This window comes from Streptococcus oralis (assembly GCF_018448765.2).
GTDB lineage: Bacteria > Bacillota > Bacilli > Lactobacillales > Streptococcaceae > Streptococcus > Streptococcus oralis_BM.
Window position 1 is genome coordinate 1,072,980 of the sequence record NZ_JAHCMC020000001.1, and the last position, 23,042, is coordinate 1,096,021.

Here is a 23,042-nt window from a genome sequence, read left to right on the forward strand (position 1 = left end):
AATCTCAAGTAAATTTCCCTATTTTTTCACGGTTAGGTTCCAACTTCTTTCCATCAATTTCAGTACCATTTCATCTGACAAAGTATCATCAAGTGTCAGACTAAGCCAGTAGCGTTTGTTCATATGAAAGGCTGGATAAATGCCTTTTTTTGAAAGCAAATCAGCTACTTGGTCGTGTTTAATATTGACTGCTTCGACTAGCCCCTCTCTGCCCTTTTCCAGCTTACCCCATGGGATTCTCATCACAACAGCATACCACTTTTGATTACCTTCATGGCGTAATACAGCAGTATCAGGAGACTTTTCCCACAGATACTCCAATTGATTACCATACTTTTCCTGAACTTGAGCCATGATACGCTTAGTCTGAGGACAGATAAAATCCTGCACATCAAAGCAAGCCTTCCGAATCTGGTAAAGAATCTCCAAACAAGCCTCACGGACACTTCCGACGAAACTTCCCCTCATGCTTTCCATGTGAACTTGAGGATAGAGGTCACCAGTCTCCTTATCAAAGACCTGAAAACTCACATTATCAGGAGTGATGGAGACTGTCATGATAAAGTCACCCTGCAAAATCTGGCAACTATAGTTCCAGACTTCCCCATTTTCTACAAAACCATAGTCTCTGGCCTTTTCTTTATTAAACTGATAGGATTTAAAAATTTCAAACATAAGTGAAAACTGCTACCAAAAGCTAGCAGTTCCTTTCTATTTTTTAAAAGACAACCTTGGTTCCATGCAATTGTGTCACACCTAGCTGGTCGATAAAGGTTTGACGGTTATCCAAGTCAATCCCCCCACCTGGTAAGATTTCAATTTTACCTTTTGCATGTTCCAAAATTCTGTGATAGTGTTCAAAACGTTTTTCTAGCGAGTCCCCAGACACACCAGCACGAGTTAAGATACGAGTGACACCAGCTTGGCTGAGCCAGTCAATGGCCTCCAATTGCTCTTCATCACTCAATTCATCAAAGGCCATATGGAAGACAATTTCCATTCCTTTAGATGCGGCAATCAGCTTCTCCAGATTAGCTTTATCCAACTTCTTATCAGCAGTTAATGCTCCAAAAACGACTCCTTGACTTCCAGCCTGCGCAGTCAAACGGATGTCTTCCAGCATAATTGCTATTTCAAAATCAGTATAGACAAAATCGCCACCACGGGGACGAATCATAGTCATAATGGTCGTATCGTAGTTAGATGCCAGTTCAACCGCTGCCTTGGTCACTCCATAGCTAGGTGTTGTTCCTCCTACTGCTAGATTGTCACAAAGTTCGATTCGACGAGCTCCAGCCTGCATCGCTTTTTCAAGCAAGGTCACATTTTCAGCACAAAATTCGTAAATCATTTGATTCTCCTTGATGTTTTCTTTAAATTTATTATATCATATTATTCTAAATATGCTTTCATTTTTATCAAGGCAAACAACTACTCTATTTATCTATTCTTTGTCAGGAATGACTTTAAAGAGATAGTAGGTGATAAAGATAGTCAAGGCTCCCAGACCGATTTTGACTGACAAAAGAGGGGCAAAATAAATAGAAATCCCCATCAAGATATAGATAGATACGATGATTTTTTCTTTCGTTCTCGCGCTATTGACTTAGTTTCCCGAAAGTCAGCTACATAAGTCTGATAAAGCTTTGTATGATAAAGCCAGTCTTCAAATCTCTTTGAAGACTTGGAAAAGCAAGCAATTGATAGCAAAAGGAAGGGCGTTGTTGGTAAAAGTGGTAAAACAACTCCAATGACAGCTAAAGCCAGTGAAATAAAGCCAATACTGAGGTAAATGAGACGCATGATTTCTCCTAGATAAATTACTCTTCCTCTAGTTTCGCATACAAGGGGGAAATTTGTCAAGCATCAACAAAAAAAAGAGCCTGAAATTTATTTTCAGGACTCTGCATTTTATTTAATTTTTTCCTCTTCGTAGTCGCCATTACTACATACAACCTGTTTACCACCACCACGGACCTTTTTCTCCACAAGGAAGTGTCCGCATTTTGGACAATCACGTCCAATTGGTTTGTCCCAAGAAGTAAATTCACATTCTGGATAGCGATTGCAACCATAGAAGATACGATTACGCTTGGTTTTGCGTTCGATGATTTGTCCTTGATGACAGCTTGGACACTCGACTCCAATCTCTTTGACAATCGCTTGTGTATGACGGCAGTCTGGGAAATTGCTACAAGCATAGAATTTACCAAAACGACCGAGCTTAATCACCATCGGACTGCCACAAACCTCACAGGCAAATCCAGCTGGCTCATCCTTGATCTGGATTTTTTCCATTTCAGATTCAGCCTTAGCTACTTCTTTAGAGAATGGTTTGTAAAAGGCGTCAATAACACGTTGCCACTGCTCTTTTCCAACCTCGACATCATCCAGTTTTCCTTCCATCTCAGCTGTGAAGGTCACGTTTACGATATCTGGGAAATATTCAACGATGAGTTTATTAACAATTTCTCCCAGTTCTGTTGGTTCAAAACGTTTTGCTGCCAGACGAACGTAGTAACGTTTTTGGATGGTTTCAATGGTCGGAGCGTAGGTTGACGGACGTCCAACTCCATTTTCTTCCAATGTCTTGATAAGAGTCGCTTCCGAATAGCGAGCTGGCGGTTGGGTGAAATGTTGTTCTGGCTTGCTATTTACCTGCTTGACTACATCTCCAACAGCCATATCAGGCAACATCTTGTTTTTGTCAGAGTCATTATAGATAGCAAGATAACCATCAAACTTAACTTGGCTACCATTAGCTGCAAATTGAACCCCATTTTGAGAGAGCTTAACAGCCATGGTATCAAAGATAGCGCCTGTCATCTGGCTAGCCACAAAACGGTTCCAGATAAGGGTATAAAGTTTGAGCTGGTCTTTGTCCAAGTACTTAGCGATACTTTCCGGTGTATTAAAGACACTAGATGGACGAATTGCTTCGTGGGCATCTTGAGCACCTGAGGCATTCTTGACCCTGCTACCATGCTTGGAATACTTGCTACCAAAACGGTCGTTAATGTAGCTTGCCGCTTCATTCTGAGCCACAGGACTGATACGAGTTGAGTCTGTACGCATATAGGTAATCAAACCTTGCACACCTGATCCGATATTGATCCCTTCATAAAGCTGTTGGGCCACCATCATGGTCTTACGAGTACGGAAATTGATTTTGTTAGCCGCATCCATCTGCATGGTTGAAGTCGTATAGGGTAGGGGCGCATTGCGTTTGCGCTCTTTCTTATCTACCTGGTCTACTGTGAAATCTTTGCTAGTCAAATGGGACAAGACTTCTCTGACTTCTTCGTTGGTGGTCAATTTCATCTTTTTGCCATTCATACCATAGAAAGAAGCTTGAAATTGTTTGGTTCCCTTCTTAAAGACACCATCAATTGTCCAGTATTCTTCTGGTTGGAAGGCATTGATTTCATTTTCACGGTCAATGATGAGCTTAAGGGCAACCGACTGCACGCGCCCTGCTGATAAGCCCTTCTTGACCTTTTTCCACAAAATAGGCGAAATTGAATAGCCTACCAAGCGGTCTAAGACTCGACGAGCTTGTTGGGCGTCGACCAAGTCCATATCAATCTTGCGCGGTTCTTTAAAGGCATTTTTTACAGCGTCTTTGGTGATTTCATTAAAGACCACACGGTTGGCATCATTCTCATCCAAATCAAGGATATGAGCCAAATGCCAGGAAATTGCTTCTCCTTCACGGTCAGGGTCACTCGCCAGAAAGACTTTATTGGCCTTTTTAGCTTCTTTTTTCAGATCATTGATGAGAGGACCTTTTCCACGGATATTGATATACTGCGGTTCATAGTTATTTTCAATGTCGACCGACATACTGGATTTTTTCAAATCACGGATATGCCCGACACTGGCTAAAACCTTATAATTTCTGCCTAGATATTTCTCAATCGTTTTCGCCTTGGCAGGAGACTCAACGATGACTAGATTTTTTTTAACTGTTGATTTTTTCTTCTTTGTTGCCGTAGCCACACTATCACACCTTTTCAAAGTAATAAACTTTATAAAGTGTAAACCATTTTTCTATAGCTGTCAAGACTTAACTCCTATATATAGTAGAAAAGTTTATCTGAATGAACAATTTCTCCTTAAAATTCAAACTCTGCTAACACATCTTGACCGCTACTAATCAGCTTCGCTCCCTCTTGGATCAAGTGGTGACAGCCATCTGAATGGCCATCTAAAATGTTTCCTGGAATGGCAAAAACATCGCGTCCTTCTTCCATAGCTCGCTCACAGGTGATGAGACTACCAGAACGCATCCTTGCCTCTGAGACAATCACACCACGGCAAAGACCAGCAATGATGCGATTACGAGCTGGAAAGTGAAATTTCAAGGGCTCTTCACCAGGTCCGTATTCACTAAGTACCAAATGGTGATTACCAATGTGTTCCTGCAAACGTTTATTGGCACGGGGGTAAAAAACATCCAATCCTGTTCCAATGACAGCAATCGTTCTTCCTCCATTCTGGAGTGCAGCCATATGGGCAGCCGTATCAATCCCTTTGGCTAAACCACTGACCACGATTAACTCGTTTTCCAAACCTTGAATGACTTTCTGAACCGACTTCGCTCCCTGACTAGAACATGAACGGCTCCCTACAACAGCAACTTTCGGAAACTTTAACAAGTCCAGATTTCCTTTATAAAACAAGAGCACTGGAGCATCATAAATCTCACTCAGATCCCAAGGATAACAGTCATCAAGAATAGAAAAGGAGGGAAATTTCTGAAACTCCTTCTCCAACTGTGCATCATCTATCTGGAAATAGCGTTCCATAAAGACAGCAGGATTACGACAACCTGAAATTTCTGCAATATCACCCAGCAAGAGCTCCTGATCTACAGTCTCATCATATTCAAGAACAGTTAGAATCTGTTGATTGGTCAGCCCAGCTTTTCTCAATTTGTAAATCTCATAGTTTGTGATCTTCATATACAACTCCATTTCTTTTTCTACTCATCTATCTATTCGTAAAAAAATAAAAAGAAGACCAAGGATCTTCTTTTTTTCATTTATTCAGCTTTAGTAGTTGACCAGCTACTTTCAATCATCGGTAAGATTGTTTTTAAAGTTTCCCCATCCCCTTCAAGTGAAACATAGCGGATTTTACCATCATTTGATCGGAAAACCCAGGTAATGAGGTATTTCCCTGACTTAGCAATTGCATTGACAACATAGGCTTCATAACCTCCAATGGTCGATTTGGAGCCCCAAACCTTACTGAAATCAGAGCTTTGTTCTTTAGAAGTTAAAATACTAGATGAGACAGTCACAACATCCAGTTTAGCATATTCTTCTTCGCTGATATTGAACTGATCAGCCTTGAAGGTATTCAGCGTAACAATGTTGATATCTGTTCCATCGCAATACTGTATATCATTTCCACCTTCTACTTCATGGAATCGAACCCATGATTTGGGTACCTTGACAAAGCCATACTCATTCGAGCCGATGATTTGCGTCTCTTCCTTTTTCGCTTCAGAAACAGCAGAACTAGAGCTACTTGTTTCCTGACTGCTAGAAGAACTAACAACCGCAGTCGAACTTTCTTCGGTTGCTGTTTGCGACTTATTGGAGCATGAAGCTAAAAAAGCACTAACAGTAACTACAGTACCTAAAATCAATAATTTTTTCATCCTACCACCTCTCCATCTGCATTATAAGAAAAATAAGAACTTCTGTCAAATTCTGACCTAATCTATTCTGTTAGTTTCCGATTTTATTGCTCACATTTAAATCAAAAACTCTTGAAGAATCTTCAAGAGTTTTGTTTCTATTCTTCATCCATGCTCAAGACGCTAAGGAAGGCTTCTTGTGGGACTTCTACTGATCCAATGGCTTTCATGCGTTTCTTACCAGCTTTTTGTTTTTCAAGGAGTTTGCGTTTACGAGAAACGTCACCACCATAACACTTAGCAAGTACGTTCTTACGAAGGGCCTTGATATCAGTACGAGCCACGATCTTGTGTCCAATAGCTGCTTGAATCGGCACTTCAAATTGTTGACGAGGGATGATTTTCTTGAGCTTATCAACGATGAGTTTTCCACGTTCGTAGGCAAAATCCTTGTGAACGATAAAGCTAAGGGCGTCCACCTTGTCTCCATTGAGAAGGATATCCATTTTGACTAGCTTAGATGGGCGGTACTCTGACAATTCGTAGTCAAAACTTGCATAACCACGTGTTGAAGACTTGAGCTTATCAAAGAAGTCAAAGACGATTTCAGCAAGTGGAATTTGATAGATAACATTGACACGGTTATCATCAATATAGTCCATGGTCACAAAGTCCCCACGCTTGCGCTGAGCCAATTCCATCACTGCTCCGACAAACTCCTGTGGTACCATGATTTGCGCCTTAACATAAGGCTCTTCAATAGTCGCAATCTTAGTTGGGTCTGGGAATTCCGATGGATTTGACACATCCATAGACTCACCGTCAGTCTGGTTAACCTTATAGATAACTGATGGAGCTGTCATGATGAGGTCAATGTTGAACTCGCGCTCTAAACGCTCTTGGATAACATCCATATGGAGAAGCCCAAGGAATCCACAACGGAAACCAAATCCAAGAGCCTGTGACGTTTCTGGCTCAAACTGCAAGCTAGCATCATTCAGTTGCAATTTTTCTAGGGCTTCACGAAGGTCATTGTATTTATTAGACTCGATTGGATAAAGCCCTGCAAAGACCATAGGGTTCATTTGCTTGTAGCCATGTAGTGGTTCTGCCGCTGGATTGGTTGCCAAGGTAACTGTATCACCCACACGAGTGTCTTGAACCGTCTTGATGGAAGCCGCAATATAACCAACATCACCAGTCGCGAGGAAATCACGACCAACTGCTTTCGGTGTAAAAATTCCGACCTCCGTCACATCAAAGGTCTTGCCATTGCTCATGAGCTGAATCTTATCGCCAGGTTTAACCACTCCGTCCATGACACGGACTTGGAGGATAACCCCACGGTAAGCATCGTAGACAGAGTCGAAAATCAAGGCCTTGAGTGGCGCCGTTACATCTCCTGTTGGTGCGGGAACTTTCTCTACGATCTGCTCAAGAATTTCTTCAATACCAATACCAGCCTTAGCAGAAGCTAAGACTGCTTCGCTGGCATCCAGTCCAATGACATCCTCAATCTCTGTACGCACACGCTCTGGATCAGCTGCTGGAAGGTCAATCTTGTTAATGACTGGCAAGATTTCCAAATCATTGTCCAAGGCTAGATAAACGTTGGCAAGTGTTTGCGCCTCAATCCCTTGGGCCGCATCAACCACCAAAATTGCTCCTTCACAGGCAGCTAACGAACGCGACACTTCATAGGTAAAGTCCACGTGCCCAGGTGTGTCAATCAAGTGGAAAATATAGGTTTCGCCATCTTTTGCAGTGTAATTGAGCTCGATAGCATTGAGTTTAATGGTAATCCCACGTTCACGCTCAAGATCCATACTATCCAGAAGCTGGGCTTGCATTTCACGACTAGAAACCGTCTCCGTCTTTTCCAAAATGCGGTCTGCTAGCGTTGACTTCCCGTGGTCAATATGGGCGATAATAGAGAAGTTCCGAATCTTCTCCTGTCGTTTTTTTAATTCTTCTAAGTTCATGATGCTCTTCCTTTCAGGGTATCTATTAATTATAAATTGTTTTTAACATTTTGACAAGACCATACCCTGCTAGGAGTACTAATCTTCGGCAACAAAACCATCATTCTCGATAAAGTGGTGTTCTGTCATTCCTTGGTCAGTAAAGACAATCCCATGAAGGACACCGCCATAGACAGCTCCTCCATCCATGCCAATCTTGCCATCTTCTGTCATCCAAAGATCAGCAGTACCTCGGTCTTGCTTCAGCAAACCATAAACTGGTGTATGCCCAAAGACAATGGTTTTCCCAGTATGATTTTCGGCTTCGTGGAATGGTTTTCTGAGCCAGACTTTCTTGTAATCAGTCGTTTCATGCCAGTCTTCCAAGGTCAAGTCAATACCCGCATGAACAAAGATATACTTGTCTGTCTCTACTACAAATGGCATTTGACGAATAAATTCGACCAAGTCTGCCGCTTCAGTCGCAACCCGTTTGGCATCTTCTACGCCATCAACTGGTGCATCCAAGGGACGACCTAAAATAGAGTTAATAGTTGTATCTCCACCATTGCGACGATAATGGTCATAGCTTTCTTCTGGATCATCGAGCCAAGTCAGAAACATATACTCATGGTTTCCTGATAGACAGATAGCTCCATGATTGTCGACCAAGTCCTTAACCATTTCTAGAACACGGCGACTGTCTTCACCACGGTCAATCAAATCCCCTAGAAAGAGCAACTGAGTTTGACCATCCCAGGTTTTGAGCAGATCTTCTAGCATACCTGCTTTCCCGTGAACATCTCCAATTACGTAATAGTCTGTCATTTATTTCTCCCTCGTTTGCAATAATTCTCTAGCTTGAGTAAGGGCCGCTTCGGTTACATTCTCCCCAGCTAACATCTTAGCTACTTCCTCTACTCGCTCTTCTAAAGTCAAGAGACGAACCGTCGACACCGTTGAGTGCTCATCGCTAATCTTCTCAATAAAGAATTGATAATCCGCGATGGCAATTACTTGTGGAAGGTGAGAAATAGCAAGAACCTGACCATGCTGGCCAATCTTATGAATCTTTTGTGCGATGGCTTGGGCCACGCGACCTGAAACTCCAGTATCCACCTCATCAAAGACAATACTGGTCTTACCTTCCTTACGAGAAAAGGCGGATTTAATAGCTAGCATGAGGCGAGACAGTTCCCCACCGGACGCAACTTTGACCAAGGGTTTAAAGCCCTCACCAGGGTTAGTAGAAATGTAAAACTCAACTGTTTCATTCCCCTCACGACTAAATTTGCCCTTACTAAAGCGAACCTGAAATTGTGCCTTCTCCATATAGAGGTCCTGAAGTTCTTGTTTAATCTCTGCTTCAAGCTGCTGGGCCAAGTCATGGCGAGCAGATGCAAGCTGCCCTGCCAAATCAACAAGATTAACTTCTAATTTCTTGAGCTCTGCTTCCATGTCTTCGGAAGAAAGGTTATTACCCGTCAAGAGATTGTACTCTTCCGTAATCTTGGCAAAATAAAGCAAAACGTCGTCCACAGTTCCACCGTACTTGCGGGTAATAGTATTCAGAAGATCTAGGCGATTTTCAACCTCCATGAGACGATTGCCATCAAAATCCAAATCCTCAATAATATCTTCCAAACGCTTGGTAATATCTTCTAAAACATAGTAAGTTTCTGATAGAGAACTTGAAATTTCACGGTATTCAGGATCGTATTCTTCGACACTTTCCATGTCATTCATAGCGGAACGGACATTGGCTAGGCTGGAGAACTCCTCATTATCCAACATAGTGTAGGCATTTGTCAAGGTATCTGCTATATTCTTGTGGTTGAGGAGTTTATCTCGTTCCTGGTTGAGACTAACATCTTCCCCGGTTTGCAAATTTACCGCCTCAATCTCTGCCATTTGAAATTCCAACATCTCAATGCGAGACTTGTGTTCCTGCTGATTTTTCTTGACTTCTAGAACTTGCTTACGCATTTTGCGATAGGCATCAAAGCTGGTTTGATAGGTTTCTTTCAAGTCCAAGAAAGCAGCATCGCCGAATTCATCCAACATCTGGATGTGCAGTTGTGGACGCATTAACTCCTCTTGGTCATGCTGACCATGGATATCGACAAGATGCTGGCCGATTGCACGCAAGACAGAAAGATTGACCATCTGGCCATTGACGCGACTAACACTTCGCCCATTTTGAAGAATTTCACGGCGGATGATGATTTCATCACCCATTTCCAAACCTTGCTCTTCAAAAAGTTCCTGTAAAAGGCGACTATTTTCAACTGAGAAAAGCCCCTCAATCTCTGCCTTTGGCGCACCGTGACGAATAACGTCTGTCGTTGCACGAGCCCCCAACATGAGATTCATAGCGTCGATAATGATAGACTTTCCAGCACCCGTTTCTCCGGTCAAAACAGTCATACCCTTTTCAAAATTGAGCGAAATCGCCTCAATAATGGCAAAGTTTTTTATCGAAATTTCAAGTAACATACTGACCTACCATTTTTTGACTTGTTCAACAATTTCTTCAGCTGCCTCTGCTGTTCTGGCTACAATTAAGATAGAATCATCATCTGCTAGACAGCTAAAAATCTGTTCAGAGAATGCTTCAACCAACTGACTCTTCACAAAAATAGTATTTCCAGGAATGACAGAAAGATTGATCATATTTCCCATTAACTCAGAACTCACAATATTGTCCTCAGCCAACTGCAAACTTTTGACGATTGATTTTGGCAATTCATAGATATAGGTATTATTCTTCAAAGGAATTTTAACAATTCCAAGTTCTTTGATGTCCCTTGAGACAGTGGCTTGAGTAGCAGAAATACCTGCTTCTCTCAAGTACTCAACAATTTCTTCCTGAGTCCCAATCTGATAATCCGTAACAAATCTTCTAATTTTTTCAAGTCTCTCTTTTTTATTCATCTTTAAATTCTCTATGTGCTCTCTCTACAACTTTTTCTATTTCGGGGGCAACTTGATTGCTTGCTCCCTCTTCCTTTTTCAAATAAGCTAAAAATTCAATATTTCCATGTCCTCCTTGGATTGGTGAATAGTCTAATCCAAGCACAGAAAAGCCTTGCTCAACTGCCATAGCAGTGACTGATTCAAGGACATGTTGATGAACTTTAGCATCGCGAATAATTCCATTCTTCCCAATCTGCTCACGACCTGCTTCAAACTGTGGCTTAACCAAAGCCACCACCTGACCTTGTTCAGCCAACACACGGTGCAAGGCTGGTAAGATCAGACTGAGGGAAATGAAACTCACATCAATACTGGCAAAACTTGGTTCCTGCTCAAAGTCAGTCTTTTCAGCATATCGAAAATTAAACTGCTCCATACTGACAACTCGTGGGTCTTGGCGCAATTTCCAAGCCAACTGATTGGTACCAACATCCACCGCATAGACCAACTCAGCACCATTCTGCAGCATGACATCGGTAAAGCCACCAGTAGAGGCTCCAATATCAATAGTTGTTGCCCCTTCCACTGACAAATCAAAAACCTGCAAAGCCTTTTCCAATTTGAGACCACCTCGGCTTACATACTTGAGTTTTTCGCCTTTGAGTTTTAGCTCAGTATCATCCGGGATTTTCTCTCCTGGTTTGTCAAACCGCTCTCCATTAAGAACAGCTACGACTAGCCCAGCCATCACACCTCGCTTGGCTTGTTCTCGTGTCTCAAACAAACCTTGTTTATAAGCTAGTACATCCACTCTTTCCTTAGCCATTGATTCTCAAACTTTCTACTACTTTCACAATTGGTTCTGTTTCAAAGCTGACTTGTTGGGCAATTTCCTCTAATTTTTCATTAGCTTGATCCAGAGTTTGGTTACAAAAGGCAATCGCCCCCTCCAAACCCAGCAAGGCTGGATAGGTTGATTTTTCAGCCTGCAAATCCTTTTGTGGTGTCTTGCCAATTTCCTCAAAACTAGCGGTCACATCTAACACATCATCTCGAACTTGAAAGGCAAGTCCGATCAATTCACCCACAGTTTTCAGCTTTGTCTGCATTTTAGGAGATAATTCCGCTATGATTGCAGCTGCTTGGAAGGGATAGGCTAGCAATTTACCTGTTTTATTAGCATGAATGGTCCGGAGCTCTTCCAAAGACAAGTGCTGGTGCTCGCCCTCCATATCTAAAACTTGCCCTGCCACCATGCCCAGACTACCTGACGCAAGGGATAAGTTGGCAATCAAGTCCACCTTGATCTGGCTTGGCAAGTCTGCCTGCGCTATCAAAGCATAGGGATCTAGGAACAAAGCATCTCCTGCCAAAATTGCCATTGCTTCGCCGAATTTCTTATGATTGGTCAAGCGTCCCCGACGGTAATCATCATCATCCATTGCAGGAAGATCATCGTGAATCAAACTTCCAGTATGAATCATTTCCAAGGCTGCAGCCACCTGTGCATGTGTTGGTCTAATAGTAACATGCAAGGATTCCAGAACTTCTAACAAGAGAAAAGGTCGAATACGCTTGCCACCAGCATGAATGGAATAGAGAACAGCTTCTCGCAAACTAGAGGCAAACTGCTGATCTCCATAAAAGTCTTCCAAGGCAGACTCAACAAGAGCTAATTTTTCTTGCTTCTTCATTCAAAATCACTTTCTGTTCCGTCTTCTTGCATGACCTTGACCAAGGTCTTTTCAGCCTTGTCTAGCGTCGCTTGGAGCTCTTTTGACAAGACCATGCCCTTTTGAAAAGCAGCAATCGCATCTTCTAGAGCAATTTCACCATTTTCTAAACTTTGGACAATGGTCTCCAGTTCTGCTAGATTTTCCTCAAATTTCTTTTGTTTTGACATCTTTAACCTCTAATTCTACTTGACCATCTCGCATCAAAAGCGTCACTTGGTCTTTTTTCTTCAACTTCTCAACCGAATCCACAACTGTCTCCTCTTTTTTGACAATAGCATAGCCACGCGCCACGATTCGACTGGTATCCAACATCAACAAGGCTTCCGAAAGTCGCTTGACCTCCGCAACCTTGGCATCATGAACTAAAGTCATTTGGCTACGGAGGAGCTTGTCCAACTGACCTAACCGATCCTGATAGCGTTGGATTTTGGTAGCAGGTGATAATTGGACTAGTTGATGCGTCCTTGCTTGGACTAGCCGGTTGCTATCAGAAATCCGTGTTCGCAAACTTTGTTTTAATCGCAGTTGCAGCTGATCCAACCGTTGTAAATAGCCATCATACAAGCGCTCTGGCTGTCTAAAAATCACAGACTGACTGCATTTTTTCAAAGCTTCTTGTTTCTTAGATAGGACATTTCGGACTGCTGTTGCCATCCGTTTTTCCTGATTTTGCAAATGGGTTAAGAGATCCAACTTAGTGACAGGTGTTGCTAGTTCAGCTGCAGCCGTTGGCGTTGCCGCCCGACGATCCGCTACAAAGTCTGCCAAGGTCACATCCGTCTCATGCCCCACACTAGAAATGATTGGCAAGCGGGATTCAAAAATAGCCCGTACCACAATTTCTTCGTTAAAGGCCCAGAGATCCTCGATGGAACCACCTCCACGACCAATAATGAGAACATCTAGGTCCTCACGTTGATTGGCACGCGCAATATTTCGAGCAATTTCCTCCGCTGCTCCGTCACCTTGCACCTTGGTCGGATAGAGAAGAATATCGACACCTGGAAATCGCCTGCTGACGGTCGTGATAATATCACGAATAACGGCTCCACTGCGACTGGTCACCACACCAATTCTCTTAGAAAATTGGGGAAGAGGTTGCTTGAACCGTTCTTGAAACAGACCTTCTTCTGTCAATTTTTTCTTGAGTTGTTCAAACTGAATCGCAAGCGCCCCAACCCCATCAGGCTCAGCCTTTTCAATGATGATGGAGTAGCTCCCACTGGGTTCATAAACCTGAACACGCCCAATTACATTAATTTTCATTCCTTCTTCCAGGTCGAAATCTAATTTCTGATAAATCCCAGACCAGATAGTCGCTTGAATAACTGCATGGTCATCCTTTAGGGAAAAATATTGGTGTGTAGGTCGTTTACGAAAGTTGGAAACTTGACCAGTTAAATAGACCCGTTCCAAGTAAGGGTCTTTATCGAATTTCATTTTCAGATACTTGGTCAAAGTTGTTACTGATAAATACTTTTCCATCTCCACCTACTATTCATTTTCTTGCTTTTCCATGGGTATTATTATACCAAAAACATGCTTAAAAATCACCTTTTGTATACCGAAACGAAAGGAAAAATAGAAAAAGGAGGCTAGGCCTCCTCATCTGATTATTTGCTGTTTCGTGCTTCTTCCAAAATCTTTGCAATCTTGGTTGTCAACAGGTCGATAGCGACTGTATTACTAACCCCTTCAGGAATGACGATATCGGCATAACGCTTGGTCGGCTCGATGAACTGGTGGTACATAGGTTTAACTACACCTAAGTACTGCTCAATGACACTGTCAAGGCTACGTCCACGCTCCTCCATATCACGCTTGATCCGGCGAATAATACGCACGTCATCATCTGTATCCACAAAAATCTTGATATCCATCAAATCGCGCAGACGCTTGTCCTCCAAGACCAAAATTCCCTCAACGATAAAGACATCTTGAGGCTCCTGACGATAGGTCTTGCTACTCCGTGTATGCGCTGTATAGTCATAAGTCGGGATGTCCACCGGACGCCCTGCCAACAATTCCTTAATCTGCTCGATCATCAAGTCTGTATCAAAGGCAAATGGATGGTCGTAGTTGGTTTTGACACGCTCTTCAAAGGTCAAGTGAGACTGATCCTTGTAGTATGAATCATGCTCAATCATGGAAATCTTTTCATCAGGAAAATGCGATAAAATGGCTCTTGAAACACTGGTTTTACCACCACCAGAACCACCTGTCACTCCGATAATGATTGGTCTATTTTGCATGCTATCCTCCGTTTTTTTATCCGTCGTCTATTCTATCATATTTTTTGCAAAATTTATAGTCTGATTTGGATAGCCTAGGGAAAACAAATCCTTCCCACACTCCAGTTAAACTAGCTAAAAACCTTTCTTGGTTTGTAGAAATTGTCTCGTTTTTCTAGAATGGCTAGCAATGTATCTCCTTCAAAAGCAGCCAATTCTTGTTCTGTTTGGTCTAGCTCGATAAAACGACCAAAGCGCACTTCTGTAGCCTCTTCTGGACTTAGGAAAACTTTGACAAGGTCCCCTGTCCCAATCTCTAGAGGATGAAGAAAGTCCAGTTGACCAGCCTCCACTTTTTCAGCAATTTCATTCAAAGTCAAGGCATCTTCTAACTGTAAACCTGCTGCACTCGTCCGAGTCAAATGGGACATATGGGCCGCATAACCCAGCTTCTCTCCCAAGTCAACAGACAAGGTACGGATATAAGTCCCCTTACTACATTTCACACGAAAGGTAAAACGTGCAAGTTCGCCCTCATAAGAAATCGGACTTGTTCGTTCAAATTGATAAATGGTCACCTGACGTTCTGGACGCTCCACTTCCTGACCAGCACGCGCATACTCATAGAGCTTGCGACCATTAACCTTAACAGCCGAGTACATCGGTGGAATCTGAGTAATAGATCCCGTCAGACTAGCTATTGCTTCATCGACAAGCTTTTCATCCAAAGGCGATAAAACAGGTGTCTCCGCGACCACTTCCCCACTAGCATCCTCGGTCGTCGTTGAATAGCCCAGAGTAATCTCCCCCTCATAGACCTTGCCCTCATCCTGCATAAACTCGACCATACGAGTCGCCTTGCCAACTGCGATAGGCAAAACACCCACCACATCCGGATCCAGCGTCCCACCATGACCAATTTTCTTGGTTCCCAAAATCTTACGCAGTTTAAAAACCGCATCATGCGAGGTCATCCCCGCTTCTTTTTTTAAGTTGATAATACCGTTCATGTGTTGCTTTCTGATTTCATTCATGAAATATCTTCTTCAAGAATTGTAATGTAATTATCTTTTGTAACAAAAGATTTGCTGCTTTTCTTCTAGTGATGGATATACCTCGTTTATTTCCTTCTCCCGTTTTCATCAAAGTTTTTCTTCAATGCAATCTCTGTTGAAATCATCGCGCCAACTAAAGGGATTGTCTGAATCATCGTGATAATAAAGCCAACAGTACTCATTGTCTCCGTTCCCTTTTCAAAAACAATGGCCATGGCAATCACGGAGAGAGGTGCTGAAAGTAGTCCGCAAAGATACCATACTTTCCCAAAATATTGATTCGCAAACTTCCATGTTTCTTCATTCCTCATGGACCTTTTTGTTCGGTATCCGAATACATAATTGATTTCTTTCGGTGTTCTCCTAAAAAATAGCCAGCCAAATAAAAGCATAGTTAACGGAATAAGTAAAACTACGATTAGCATGAATATCCTAAATCCCATTTAAATTCCCTCCATTACTTTTACCTCTAAATGATAGATTCCGATCATGTCAGCAATCTGCTTGTCTTTTTGATCGATTTGATCCACTAGTTGAGTACGTTCACGCTCAAAATCATCGCGCAATTGCTCAATTTGACTTTGTAGCATTTTTTTACACGTGCGCTAGAACGTGCTATCCTATCAAATACATTTCTTGCAAATCGCCCATTTGCATTTTTATTTTCAGGATTGTTACTATGTAATTCTAAATATTTTTTAAATGTTTCTTTTGCAGAATCATGCAAAATGTATTTATCATTTAATCTTTTTTCGTTTATAGCTTTCAGATTTCGTTTTTCGAAATCTGAAATATCCTTCTTGTCAATTTTTTTATTAGCTCTTTCAACTTGTTCTTTTAGATTTTTTTCTCTTACTTCTCTGTCCTTTATATACTCGCTATTAGATTCTGCACCTTTACTTTTATTAAGCGATTCATTAGTTGCTGCTAAATTTTCCTTTTTGTTTGCTAAATCTGCAGTATCTATATCAGCAATCTTTCTCCAAGAATTTTCAAAAATTTGTTTACGTGCTACAACGTGATCCAAATTTGCGTTTTCATTTAATTTTAAAGTTTTTCCAGTATATTCATCCTTTAAATTTCCAGATTTTTGCTTTTCTTTCATAGCATTCTTTGCATCAGTATACCTTTTATCTTTCATTATTTTAGCACCCTCTTCTTTTGTATAACCATTAGGATGTTTATCGTTATACTGCTTAAGAAGCGTGTCACTTGTCATATCTAAACCAATTTGATTCGCAAATCGATCCCAGATTTCATCTAAAATAACATCTCCTAATTTATCTGGTGAACTAATCTCTTTACATTCTAGTTCTAATTTTTCGAGATTAGAAAACTCCATTGTAAATTGCTGTTCCAATAGTTCTTCTAATTCGTCATAGTTTATATTTTTAGACTCATCTACTTCTTCAGTACCCAATACTAATAATTCATTTTCCACTGCTTCCTCACCCCCCCTTCAGCGCTTCAAACTTCGCTTTCATAGTTGGATTTTTTCGAGTCAATTTTTTAACAGAAACATCTTCCAATTTGTTATTAGCGAGGCGGAGTTGGTTTTCAGATGTGGTTAGGAACTTCTTGACCTCTTCCATGCGTTTGATGGCCTTGTCGATTTCATCAATAGCTTTACCAAAGTTGGTCGAAGCGGAGTTATAGTTCTTGGCAAAGGCTAGTTTAAAGGCATCCAAATCTTCCTCAAAGTGAGTGATATCAATGTTTTGTTCACGGACAAGTGCCAACTCTTGCTTATATTTCAAAGAATTAAGCGCCGCATTTCGCAAGAGACCAATCAACTGGATAAAGAACTGGGGACGAACCACATACATCTTTTCATACTCGTGACTGACGTCAACAATCCCTGTGTTAAAGTAGTCGTTATCTGCTTCTAACATAGTCACCAAAACGGCATACTCACAGTTCTTCTCCCGACGGTCCTTGTCCAATTCCTTGTAGAAGTCCGCATTCTTATGCTTCTTCTCTGTTCCATCCGCTTCATTTTTCATCTCAAACATGATGGAAATGATTTCCACTCCATTTTCATCACATTCACGGAAGATAAAGTCGCCTTTAGACCCACGCGCAGAAACCTTGTTATCCTTCTCAAAGTAGGCATTTGGAAAGGCAAAACTGCGTACCTTGTTAAACTCACTCTCTGCATACTGTTCCAAACTTTCACCGATAGCTTTTGTGGATTGTTGGGCTTTGAAATTCTTGTAGAACTCGACTTGTTCACTAGCTGCCTTAAGCTGAGCTTCGTAATTTTGCTTAACAGAAGCCAAAGATAACTCATTTTCCTTTTCTTGCAAGAGGAGCTGATTTTTGACTTGATCGCGTTCTTTTTCTATGTCAGAAAGGGTCTTTTGCAGTTGATTTTCATGCTCCAAACGCAAGGTAGCCAGTTGGTTTTCCAAGGCAAGTACTTCCTTGTCCTTGGCCAATAAAGCCTCATGGCTAGTCTGTTCAACTTCTTTCTTGGCCAATTCCTTCTCTGTATCAAACTTTTGGATTTGACTCTGCAGTTGCGCAATTTCTTGATCTTTTTGAGCCAGTTTAGTCTGTTGCTCATTCATAGCCTTCTGCTCAGCCAAGGCCAGCTCCTGCTTCATTCGCTCGTGCAATTCCTTATCAAACTCAGCCGTTCTCACTTGGGATAAGAGTTCGGCATACTGACTCTCATTTACTGTAAAGACTTCCCCACAGTTGGGACATTTGATTTCGTTCATAACTTTCCTCTTTCTAGACTTCTGTAACCATTATATCATGCCTGAGGGAAAATCAAAAACAGTGAGTCGAAACCCACTGTTTATATCTGTTACTTTAAATTTTTTCCAAGGCCAAGCGCAAATCTTCAATCAAATCCTCTACATTTTCAAGACCGATAGACAAGCGAATTTGGTTTGGTGTAACACCTGCTGCTTCTAGGTCTTTTTCTGACAACTGACCGTGAGTGGTTGTCGCAGGATGGACAACAAGAGATTTGGCATCTGCCACGTTTGCAAGGTCAGAGAAGATTTCCAAATTATCAATTACCTTGCGAGCTTCTGCCTCTCCGCCTTTAACATGGAAGGTAAAGATTGAACCAACACCTTTTGGCAAATATTTCTCAGCCAAGGCATGATAAGGACTGTCAGCTAGTTTTGGATAATTTACCTTCTCTACCTTAGGATGGTTGACAAGGAAATCAACAATTTTCTCTGCATTTTGCACATGACGTTCAACACGAAGAGAGAGAGTTTCAAGCCCTTGGAGCAAGAGAAAGGCATTAAATGGCGACAAGGCAGCACCTGTATCACGAAGCAATTGAACACGAACAGCGATAATAAAGGCTGCTGCACCAACATCCCGAGTATAACTCAAGTTATGGTAACTTGGATCTTCCTCAACAAATTGAGGGAATTTCCCTGAAGCTGCCCAGTCAAAACGACCGCTATCAACAATCACTCCTCCAATAGTCGTACCATGTCCACCGATAAACTTAGTTGCTGAGTGAATGGCAATATCTACACCGTGAGAGAAGACGTTAATCAAATATGGTGTGGCAAAAGTGTTGTCCGAAACGAGAGGAATCTGGTGTTTATGAGCAATCTCGGCCAATTTCTCCAAGTCAGGAATGTTAATTAAGGGATTCCCCAAGGTTTCAATCAAGACAAGCTTGGTATTGTCATTGATAGCTGCTTCCACTTCTTCCAAATTATCCACATCCACAAAGGTTGTTGTGATCCCATAACGAGGAAGCGTTTCCTTCAAGAGGTTGAAGGTCCCACCGTAAATAGTTGACGCAGCCACCACATGGTCACCTGCGTGAGCAAGCGCCAAAATAGTGTAGGTTACAGCAGCCATACCTGATGCTGTCGCTAGCGCTCCAACACCACCTTCAAGAGCAGCTATTCTTTCTTCAAATGCCGCTGTTGTAGGGTTGGTAATACGAGTATAAATGTTCCCTGGTTTTCTCAAGGCAAACAGATCGGCACCTTCTTGCGTGTCATCAAAAACGAAGGATGTTGTTTGATAAATCGGTACTGCACGGGATTTAGTCGCTGGATCAACTACTTGCCCAGCATGTAATTGTAGGGTTTCAAATTTAAAATCACGAGTCATAAGACGACCTCCAAATAGCTTCATTAGGGATATTGTATCATCTTGTGCTAGTCTTTTCCAATACCGTTTTTCTATATTTTGATATAAGGAACAACTATGACTAGTCTTACACATCAAACAAAAAAGCACGATTAACTCGTGCTCATTTCTTTAATCGACATAAGTATCTTCATTTTTATTGAGGAAGGCGTATGGCAAGCCCATCAAGAGGCCTCCTCCGATAAAGTTCCCGACAAAGGTTACACCCCAGTGACGAAGAATATTAGGTATGTCAAAGTTAGCAATTGAATCTGCTGCAACACTAAACTTAACAATCGCAAAAGAAGCAAAGTTCGCAGCAATGTGTTCGTTTGTTAAGAATACAAACATGTAAATTGCTGATAAGACAAGCCAAAGTTTGGCCCCACCATCTTTCACCAAAACAAATGAAAGAATGGCAATGTTTACAAAGATATTGGCTAAAATACCTTCAAGTAAGACTAGCTCATTGGAACGCCCTAACTTCATCTCTACAACCCCTGAAATGAAGCTATCATGTGTTAGATTTGCATAGGCTGCAGAGTGGGCAAAGCCCCAACCTGCTATCAAAGCTCCGATGAGGTTGAACAAGGTACAGTAAAGCAAAATCTCAGCTGTTTTTCTCCAAGAGATTTTTTTCAAGAAACTACCAGCTGTCAAAAACATCATATTCGAAGTTACCAGCTCAGCATTCAAGAAAACAATGTAGGCCAATCCCCAAGCAAAAACAAATGGGAAGAGAAAACGTCCACTACCTGGAGCGATCTTATTAATCAAGTCAGCCCCAACTGCACCTGCAGCCGTACTAAATGTCAGAAAAGCACCTGCAAACATGGAACGAATCGCATACTTAAACTTACTTTGGCTATAAAGACTTTCTTTCTTCTTGCAAGCAAATTCAATCTTTGAAATAAATTCTGAAGAGACCATAAAAAACTCCTAAACTTTTATTTGTGAATATTATAACATAAAGCACGCATTTTGAAAAGCCTTTCTTGTATACGTTTTCTACAAAGAAAATCAAGGCATTGGGGGAATTCCATAAATCTCTCCTTTACCCATTAACAGAAAAACATTCCAATGTTTCAAATTGATCATCCAAAAATTCAAACTCAAATAGGTGCCAGTCATCGAAGGTTTGCTCACAATAACTAACTGTTCCTTGATTGTAGTCAATGATAGGTTTCCCCAGCTTGTTCTTCACATCTTCCTCGCTGACTTCTCCATACATTTCCTTAAGATCAGCTAGCATGAAGTTGATAATTCTATTGAGATTCTCCTGATAATTTTTTGATAACAGTTCAACTTTATCTATAAAGTCACAATCAGGCTCTTCGTCCCAAACAAAGGTCACTCCTTCATGCTCATAAGTGTATTGCTGTAAACTCTCATCAAAATTCATTGTTCACTCTCCAAATCATTATCATTTACTAAAAATTTATTAACATTAATCAAAATGTTCAAATGATTTCATAAAAATGTCTTCCACACACGCGTACGATAAAATAACAACACTTGCAATGATTAGAAGATATCATCATAATGTTCACTCGCTTGTTTCACAAACTCGAAAATATTCAAAGATATGGGTTGCATTTCCAGTGAACCTAATGCCCCCAAATCATTCATATAAATAGTGTCGTCAGAATCTTTCTTTATAAAAAAAGCGACATCCCCATCTTGCTCAATCAGGAAAAAATCAGGTTCCCACCCTTCTATTTGGTAGGTGGAGTTTCTTTCTAGCAAATCTAACCTCGAATATAAGGTGATGCCTGTATTCTCTATTACAAACTCTCCTGCTTTGTCGATTTTACTCAAGAATTCTGCGTATAGGTTTGGAAGTGCCAAGTCAATCTGATTATTCATTCTCAACTCCTCATCTATTTTTCCTACTGCGAAAGTCCTATATCTCATCTTCACTTAGTTCTCTAAAATGTGAAATATGATATCCAAAATAACACTTCCCCCGATTTTCCTATGAAGATTCAGTGTCCAGCCATATTGGCAATTCCTCCCAAGAATATCATAGGAAGATCCTTGTCAAATGGAAAACTACTTGTTATGTCTTCTTTGAGCGTAACGAAAGACTTTTCTCTTAACTGACTCATTATCTATCCTCTCTTATGCCAGGCATCCTTCGGTTACTTACGATAAACCTTTCAACCTACTGATTAGCTTCCTCTCACATTGAAAAGATACCATTAAAGTTGAATGATCATCTTGCAAGCATCATACATTATCAAATTTTATAGTTTTCAATTTCTTCTCTACTCATGCCTACAAGTTCTGTCGTCCACAAGCCCACAATGTCCGACAAGACTGAATCCACAGGTATATTCTTCTTCACCGTCTATATACTTACAGGAAAAGACAGGCTTCCTTGTCGCTGCTTGATAAAATGCCATGGCTACTTTTTCTAGTTTTTGGGGATTGAAATCAAGTGATAGTTTTTGAGCCATACTTCCTCGTACCAGATCCCAATTTTCCTGCTTAGCCTGATAGCTTTCTCGTATTTTAGACACATAGCCCCTACAAAATGCTTTCAATAAGTCTGTGTTCTGATAAAGATACTGACAGCTAAAATCCGAAATACAACCTGCGTGAAGTAGGAATATCAGTAAGTCATCCAGACTTTCTGCTACTCTCCCCACTTGGCCCTCACTTCCGATAAAGCCTATGCTGTTATCTTCGAGAAAAACATATTCTCCCCCACTACCGTCTTGAGCAAATGCCTTACAGGCAAGAGAGTATTCCTCATTGTTCCCTGAAAACTGAACTTCACTTATCTTGTCATAAAAATAAATATCACATTCAGTCATCAGTAAGGTCCTTAACTGTTCATTTTCTCTGACTTCTTGTAGCTTATCCATGATCATTCCTTTCTTAAGCTAAACACTTATCCATCTATTACAATTCTAATATGGTAGTTTTTAGTTTCATTCTTTAGATTCTTCACAAGGAGATCATTCTGTTTTGATTGTCCGAAGAAAAAACTGACAGCTTTTCCATCTTTTCTTTCGATACACAAATGATAACTTGCCCCATTCAATTTGACACTTCGAATATATTTGACTTCAATCCTTCTGATGTTATTCAGCGGAATGATTCTCTTCACAAATACAAAAGCATTGTGAATATAAAATCTCCCATTGGAAATGTGAAACGGGGCAAAAAAATCACCACCACTACGACGGACAATTATAAAACGTCGCCAAAAGATTAGTAAAAGAATAGAGGCTAATAAGTAAAAGGCAAAACTAAAGACAGGACTTTCCCACATCGTTTTCATTCCAAACAAAAAATATTCGAACATGCATCATTCTCCTTTGACTGATGTCTCAATTTGACAAAAAACCAGTGAAATTGCTTCTTCACTGGTT

General features: G+C 41.1%; 24 protein-coding genes and 2 pseudogenes. All 26 read right to left on the reverse strand.

The features are described 5' to 3' along the window. Positions 1 to 18 precede the first annotated feature (18 nt). The gene (locus tag KIH88_RS05250; RefSeq protein WP_213987997.1) at positions 19 to 675 is read right to left on the reverse strand and encodes an MmcQ/YjbR family DNA-binding protein; all 657 of its coding nucleotides are present in this window, start codon (positions 673 to 675) and stop codon (positions 19 to 21) included. Between the two features lie 43 nt (positions 676 to 718). After that, a complete protein-coding gene (locus tag KIH88_RS05255; protein ID WP_049536568.1) occupies positions 719 to 1,351 on the reverse strand; it encodes a copper homeostasis protein CutC in 633 nt (210 codons plus the stop codon). 93 nt (positions 1,352 to 1,444) lie between these two features. Beyond that, positions 1,445 to 1,803, reverse strand: a pseudogene (locus KIH88_RS05260) (YbaN family protein). A 108-nt stretch (positions 1,804 to 1,911) separates the two neighbouring features. Further along, the gene (topA, locus tag KIH88_RS05265) at positions 1,912 to 3,999 is read right to left on the reverse strand and encodes a type I DNA topoisomerase (RefSeq protein ID WP_213987998.1); all 2,088 of its coding nucleotides are present in this window, start codon (positions 3,997 to 3,999) and stop codon (positions 1,912 to 1,914) included. A gap of 116 nt (positions 4,000 to 4,115) precedes the next feature. Then, positions 4,116 to 4,964: a DNA-processing protein DprA gene (gene dprA / locus KIH88_RS05270; protein ID WP_213987999.1), complete on the reverse strand. Its 849-nt coding sequence runs from the start codon at positions 4,962 to 4,964 to the stop codon at positions 4,116 to 4,118. 80 nt (positions 4,965 to 5,044) lie between these two features. Next, complete coding sequence (locus tag KIH88_RS05275) at positions 5,045 to 5,668, reverse strand: hypothetical protein (protein WP_213988000.1); 624 nt, start codon at positions 5,666 to 5,668, stop codon at positions 5,045 to 5,047. 137 nt (positions 5,669 to 5,805) lie between these two features. Then, a complete protein-coding gene (gene lepA, locus KIH88_RS05280; RefSeq protein ID WP_001047200.1) occupies positions 5,806 to 7,629 on the reverse strand; it encodes a translation elongation factor 4 in 1,824 nt (607 codons plus the stop codon). A 78-nt stretch (positions 7,630 to 7,707) separates the two neighbouring features. After that, on the reverse strand, positions 7,708 to 8,436 hold the full coding sequence (locus KIH88_RS05285) for a metallophosphoesterase family protein (protein WP_213988001.1): 729 nt from the start codon (positions 8,434 to 8,436) through the stop codon (positions 7,708 to 7,710). Continuing rightward, positions 8,437 to 10,104 carry a DNA repair protein RecN gene (gene recN / locus KIH88_RS05290; protein ID WP_213988002.1) on the reverse strand — a complete coding sequence of 556 codons (1,668 nt, stop codon included), beginning with the start codon at positions 10,102 to 10,104 and terminating at the stop codon, positions 8,437 to 8,439. A gap of 6 nt (positions 10,105 to 10,110) precedes the next feature. Beyond that, on the reverse strand, positions 10,111 to 10,542 hold the full coding sequence (locus KIH88_RS05295) for an arginine repressor (RefSeq protein WP_001034409.1): 432 nt from the start codon (positions 10,540 to 10,542) through the stop codon (positions 10,111 to 10,113). After that, positions 10,535 to 11,350 carry a TlyA family RNA methyltransferase gene (locus KIH88_RS05300; RefSeq protein ID WP_213988003.1) on the reverse strand — a complete coding sequence of 272 codons (816 nt, stop codon included), beginning with the start codon at positions 11,348 to 11,350 and terminating at the stop codon, positions 10,535 to 10,537. Before KIH88_RS05300 ends, KIH88_RS05295 begins: the two co-directional genes overlap by 8 nt. Next, positions 11,343 to 12,218 (reverse strand): polyprenyl synthetase family protein, encoded by an 876-nt coding sequence (locus tag KIH88_RS05305; RefSeq protein WP_213988004.1) that lies wholly within the window; start codon positions 12,216 to 12,218, stop codon positions 11,343 to 11,345. Before KIH88_RS05305 ends, KIH88_RS05300 begins: the two co-directional genes overlap by 8 nt. Beyond that, entirely contained in the window at positions 12,215 to 12,427 is a 213-nt protein-coding gene (locus KIH88_RS05310; protein ID WP_000043226.1) for an exodeoxyribonuclease VII small subunit, read from the reverse strand. Before KIH88_RS05310 ends, KIH88_RS05305 begins: the two co-directional genes overlap by 4 nt. After that, positions 12,405 to 13,745, reverse strand: coding sequence for an exodeoxyribonuclease VII large subunit (gene xseA / locus KIH88_RS05315; protein WP_213988005.1), 1,341 nt, complete (start codon positions 13,743 to 13,745; stop codon positions 12,405 to 12,407). The genes KIH88_RS05310 and xseA overlap by 23 nt, the downstream gene beginning before the upstream one ends. A 128-nt stretch (positions 13,746 to 13,873) precedes the next feature. After that, positions 13,874 to 14,512 (reverse strand): uridine kinase, encoded by a 639-nt coding sequence (gene udk / locus KIH88_RS05320; RefSeq protein WP_001181372.1) that lies wholly within the window; start codon positions 14,510 to 14,512, stop codon positions 13,874 to 13,876. Between the two features lie 110 nt (positions 14,513 to 14,622). After that, entirely contained in the window at positions 14,623 to 15,501 is an 879-nt protein-coding gene (gene truB / locus KIH88_RS05325) for a tRNA pseudouridine(55) synthase TruB (RefSeq protein WP_213988239.1), read from the reverse strand. 110 nt (positions 15,502 to 15,611) lie between these two features. After that, positions 15,612 to 15,989, reverse strand: coding sequence for an SdpI family protein (locus KIH88_RS05330; protein ID WP_000506904.1), 378 nt, complete (start codon positions 15,987 to 15,989; stop codon positions 15,612 to 15,614). Positions 15,990 to 16,075: 86 nt separating this feature from the next. Further along, positions 16,076 to 16,987 carry a hypothetical protein gene (locus tag KIH88_RS05335; RefSeq protein ID WP_033606337.1) on the reverse strand — a complete coding sequence of 304 codons (912 nt, stop codon included), beginning with the start codon at positions 16,985 to 16,987 and terminating at the stop codon, positions 16,076 to 16,078. Between the two features lie 7 nt (positions 16,988 to 16,994). Then, positions 16,995 to 18,269, reverse strand: coding sequence for a DUF2130 domain-containing protein (locus tag KIH88_RS05340; protein WP_033606338.1), 1,275 nt, complete (start codon positions 18,267 to 18,269; stop codon positions 16,995 to 16,997). A gap of 94 nt (positions 18,270 to 18,363) precedes the next feature. After that, complete coding sequence (locus tag KIH88_RS05345; RefSeq protein ID WP_000196319.1) at positions 18,364 to 19,644, reverse strand: O-acetylhomoserine aminocarboxypropyltransferase/cysteine synthase family protein; 1,281 nt, start codon at positions 19,642 to 19,644, stop codon at positions 18,364 to 18,366. A gap of 150 nt (positions 19,645 to 19,794) precedes the next feature. Next, positions 19,795 to 20,592 (reverse strand): formate/nitrite transporter family protein, encoded by a 798-nt coding sequence (locus KIH88_RS05350; protein WP_000254787.1) that lies wholly within the window; start codon positions 20,590 to 20,592, stop codon positions 19,795 to 19,797. Positions 20,593 to 20,716: 124 nt separating this feature from the next. Then, complete coding sequence (locus KIH88_RS05355; RefSeq protein ID WP_001008305.1) at positions 20,717 to 21,064, reverse strand: hypothetical protein; 348 nt, start codon at positions 21,062 to 21,064, stop codon at positions 20,717 to 20,719. Between the two features lie 122 nt (positions 21,065 to 21,186). Next, complete coding sequence (locus tag KIH88_RS05360; protein ID WP_213988006.1) at positions 21,187 to 21,528, reverse strand: hypothetical protein; 342 nt, start codon at positions 21,526 to 21,528, stop codon at positions 21,187 to 21,189. Between the two features lie 119 nt (positions 21,529 to 21,647). After that, positions 21,648 to 21,770, reverse strand: a complete 123-nt coding sequence (locus KIH88_RS05365) for a hypothetical protein (RefSeq protein WP_260468146.1) — start codon at positions 21,768 to 21,770, stop codon at positions 21,648 to 21,650. 131 nt (positions 21,771 to 21,901) lie between these two features. Then, positions 21,902 to 22,532: pseudogene (locus tag KIH88_RS05370) on the reverse strand (hypothetical protein). Positions 22,533 to 22,558: 26 nt separating this feature from the next. After that, the gene (locus tag KIH88_RS05375; protein ID WP_000464445.1) at positions 22,559 to 22,975 is read right to left on the reverse strand and encodes a hypothetical protein; all 417 of its coding nucleotides are present in this window, start codon (positions 22,973 to 22,975) and stop codon (positions 22,559 to 22,561) included. Between the last annotated feature and the right edge of the window lie 67 nt (positions 22,976 to 23,042).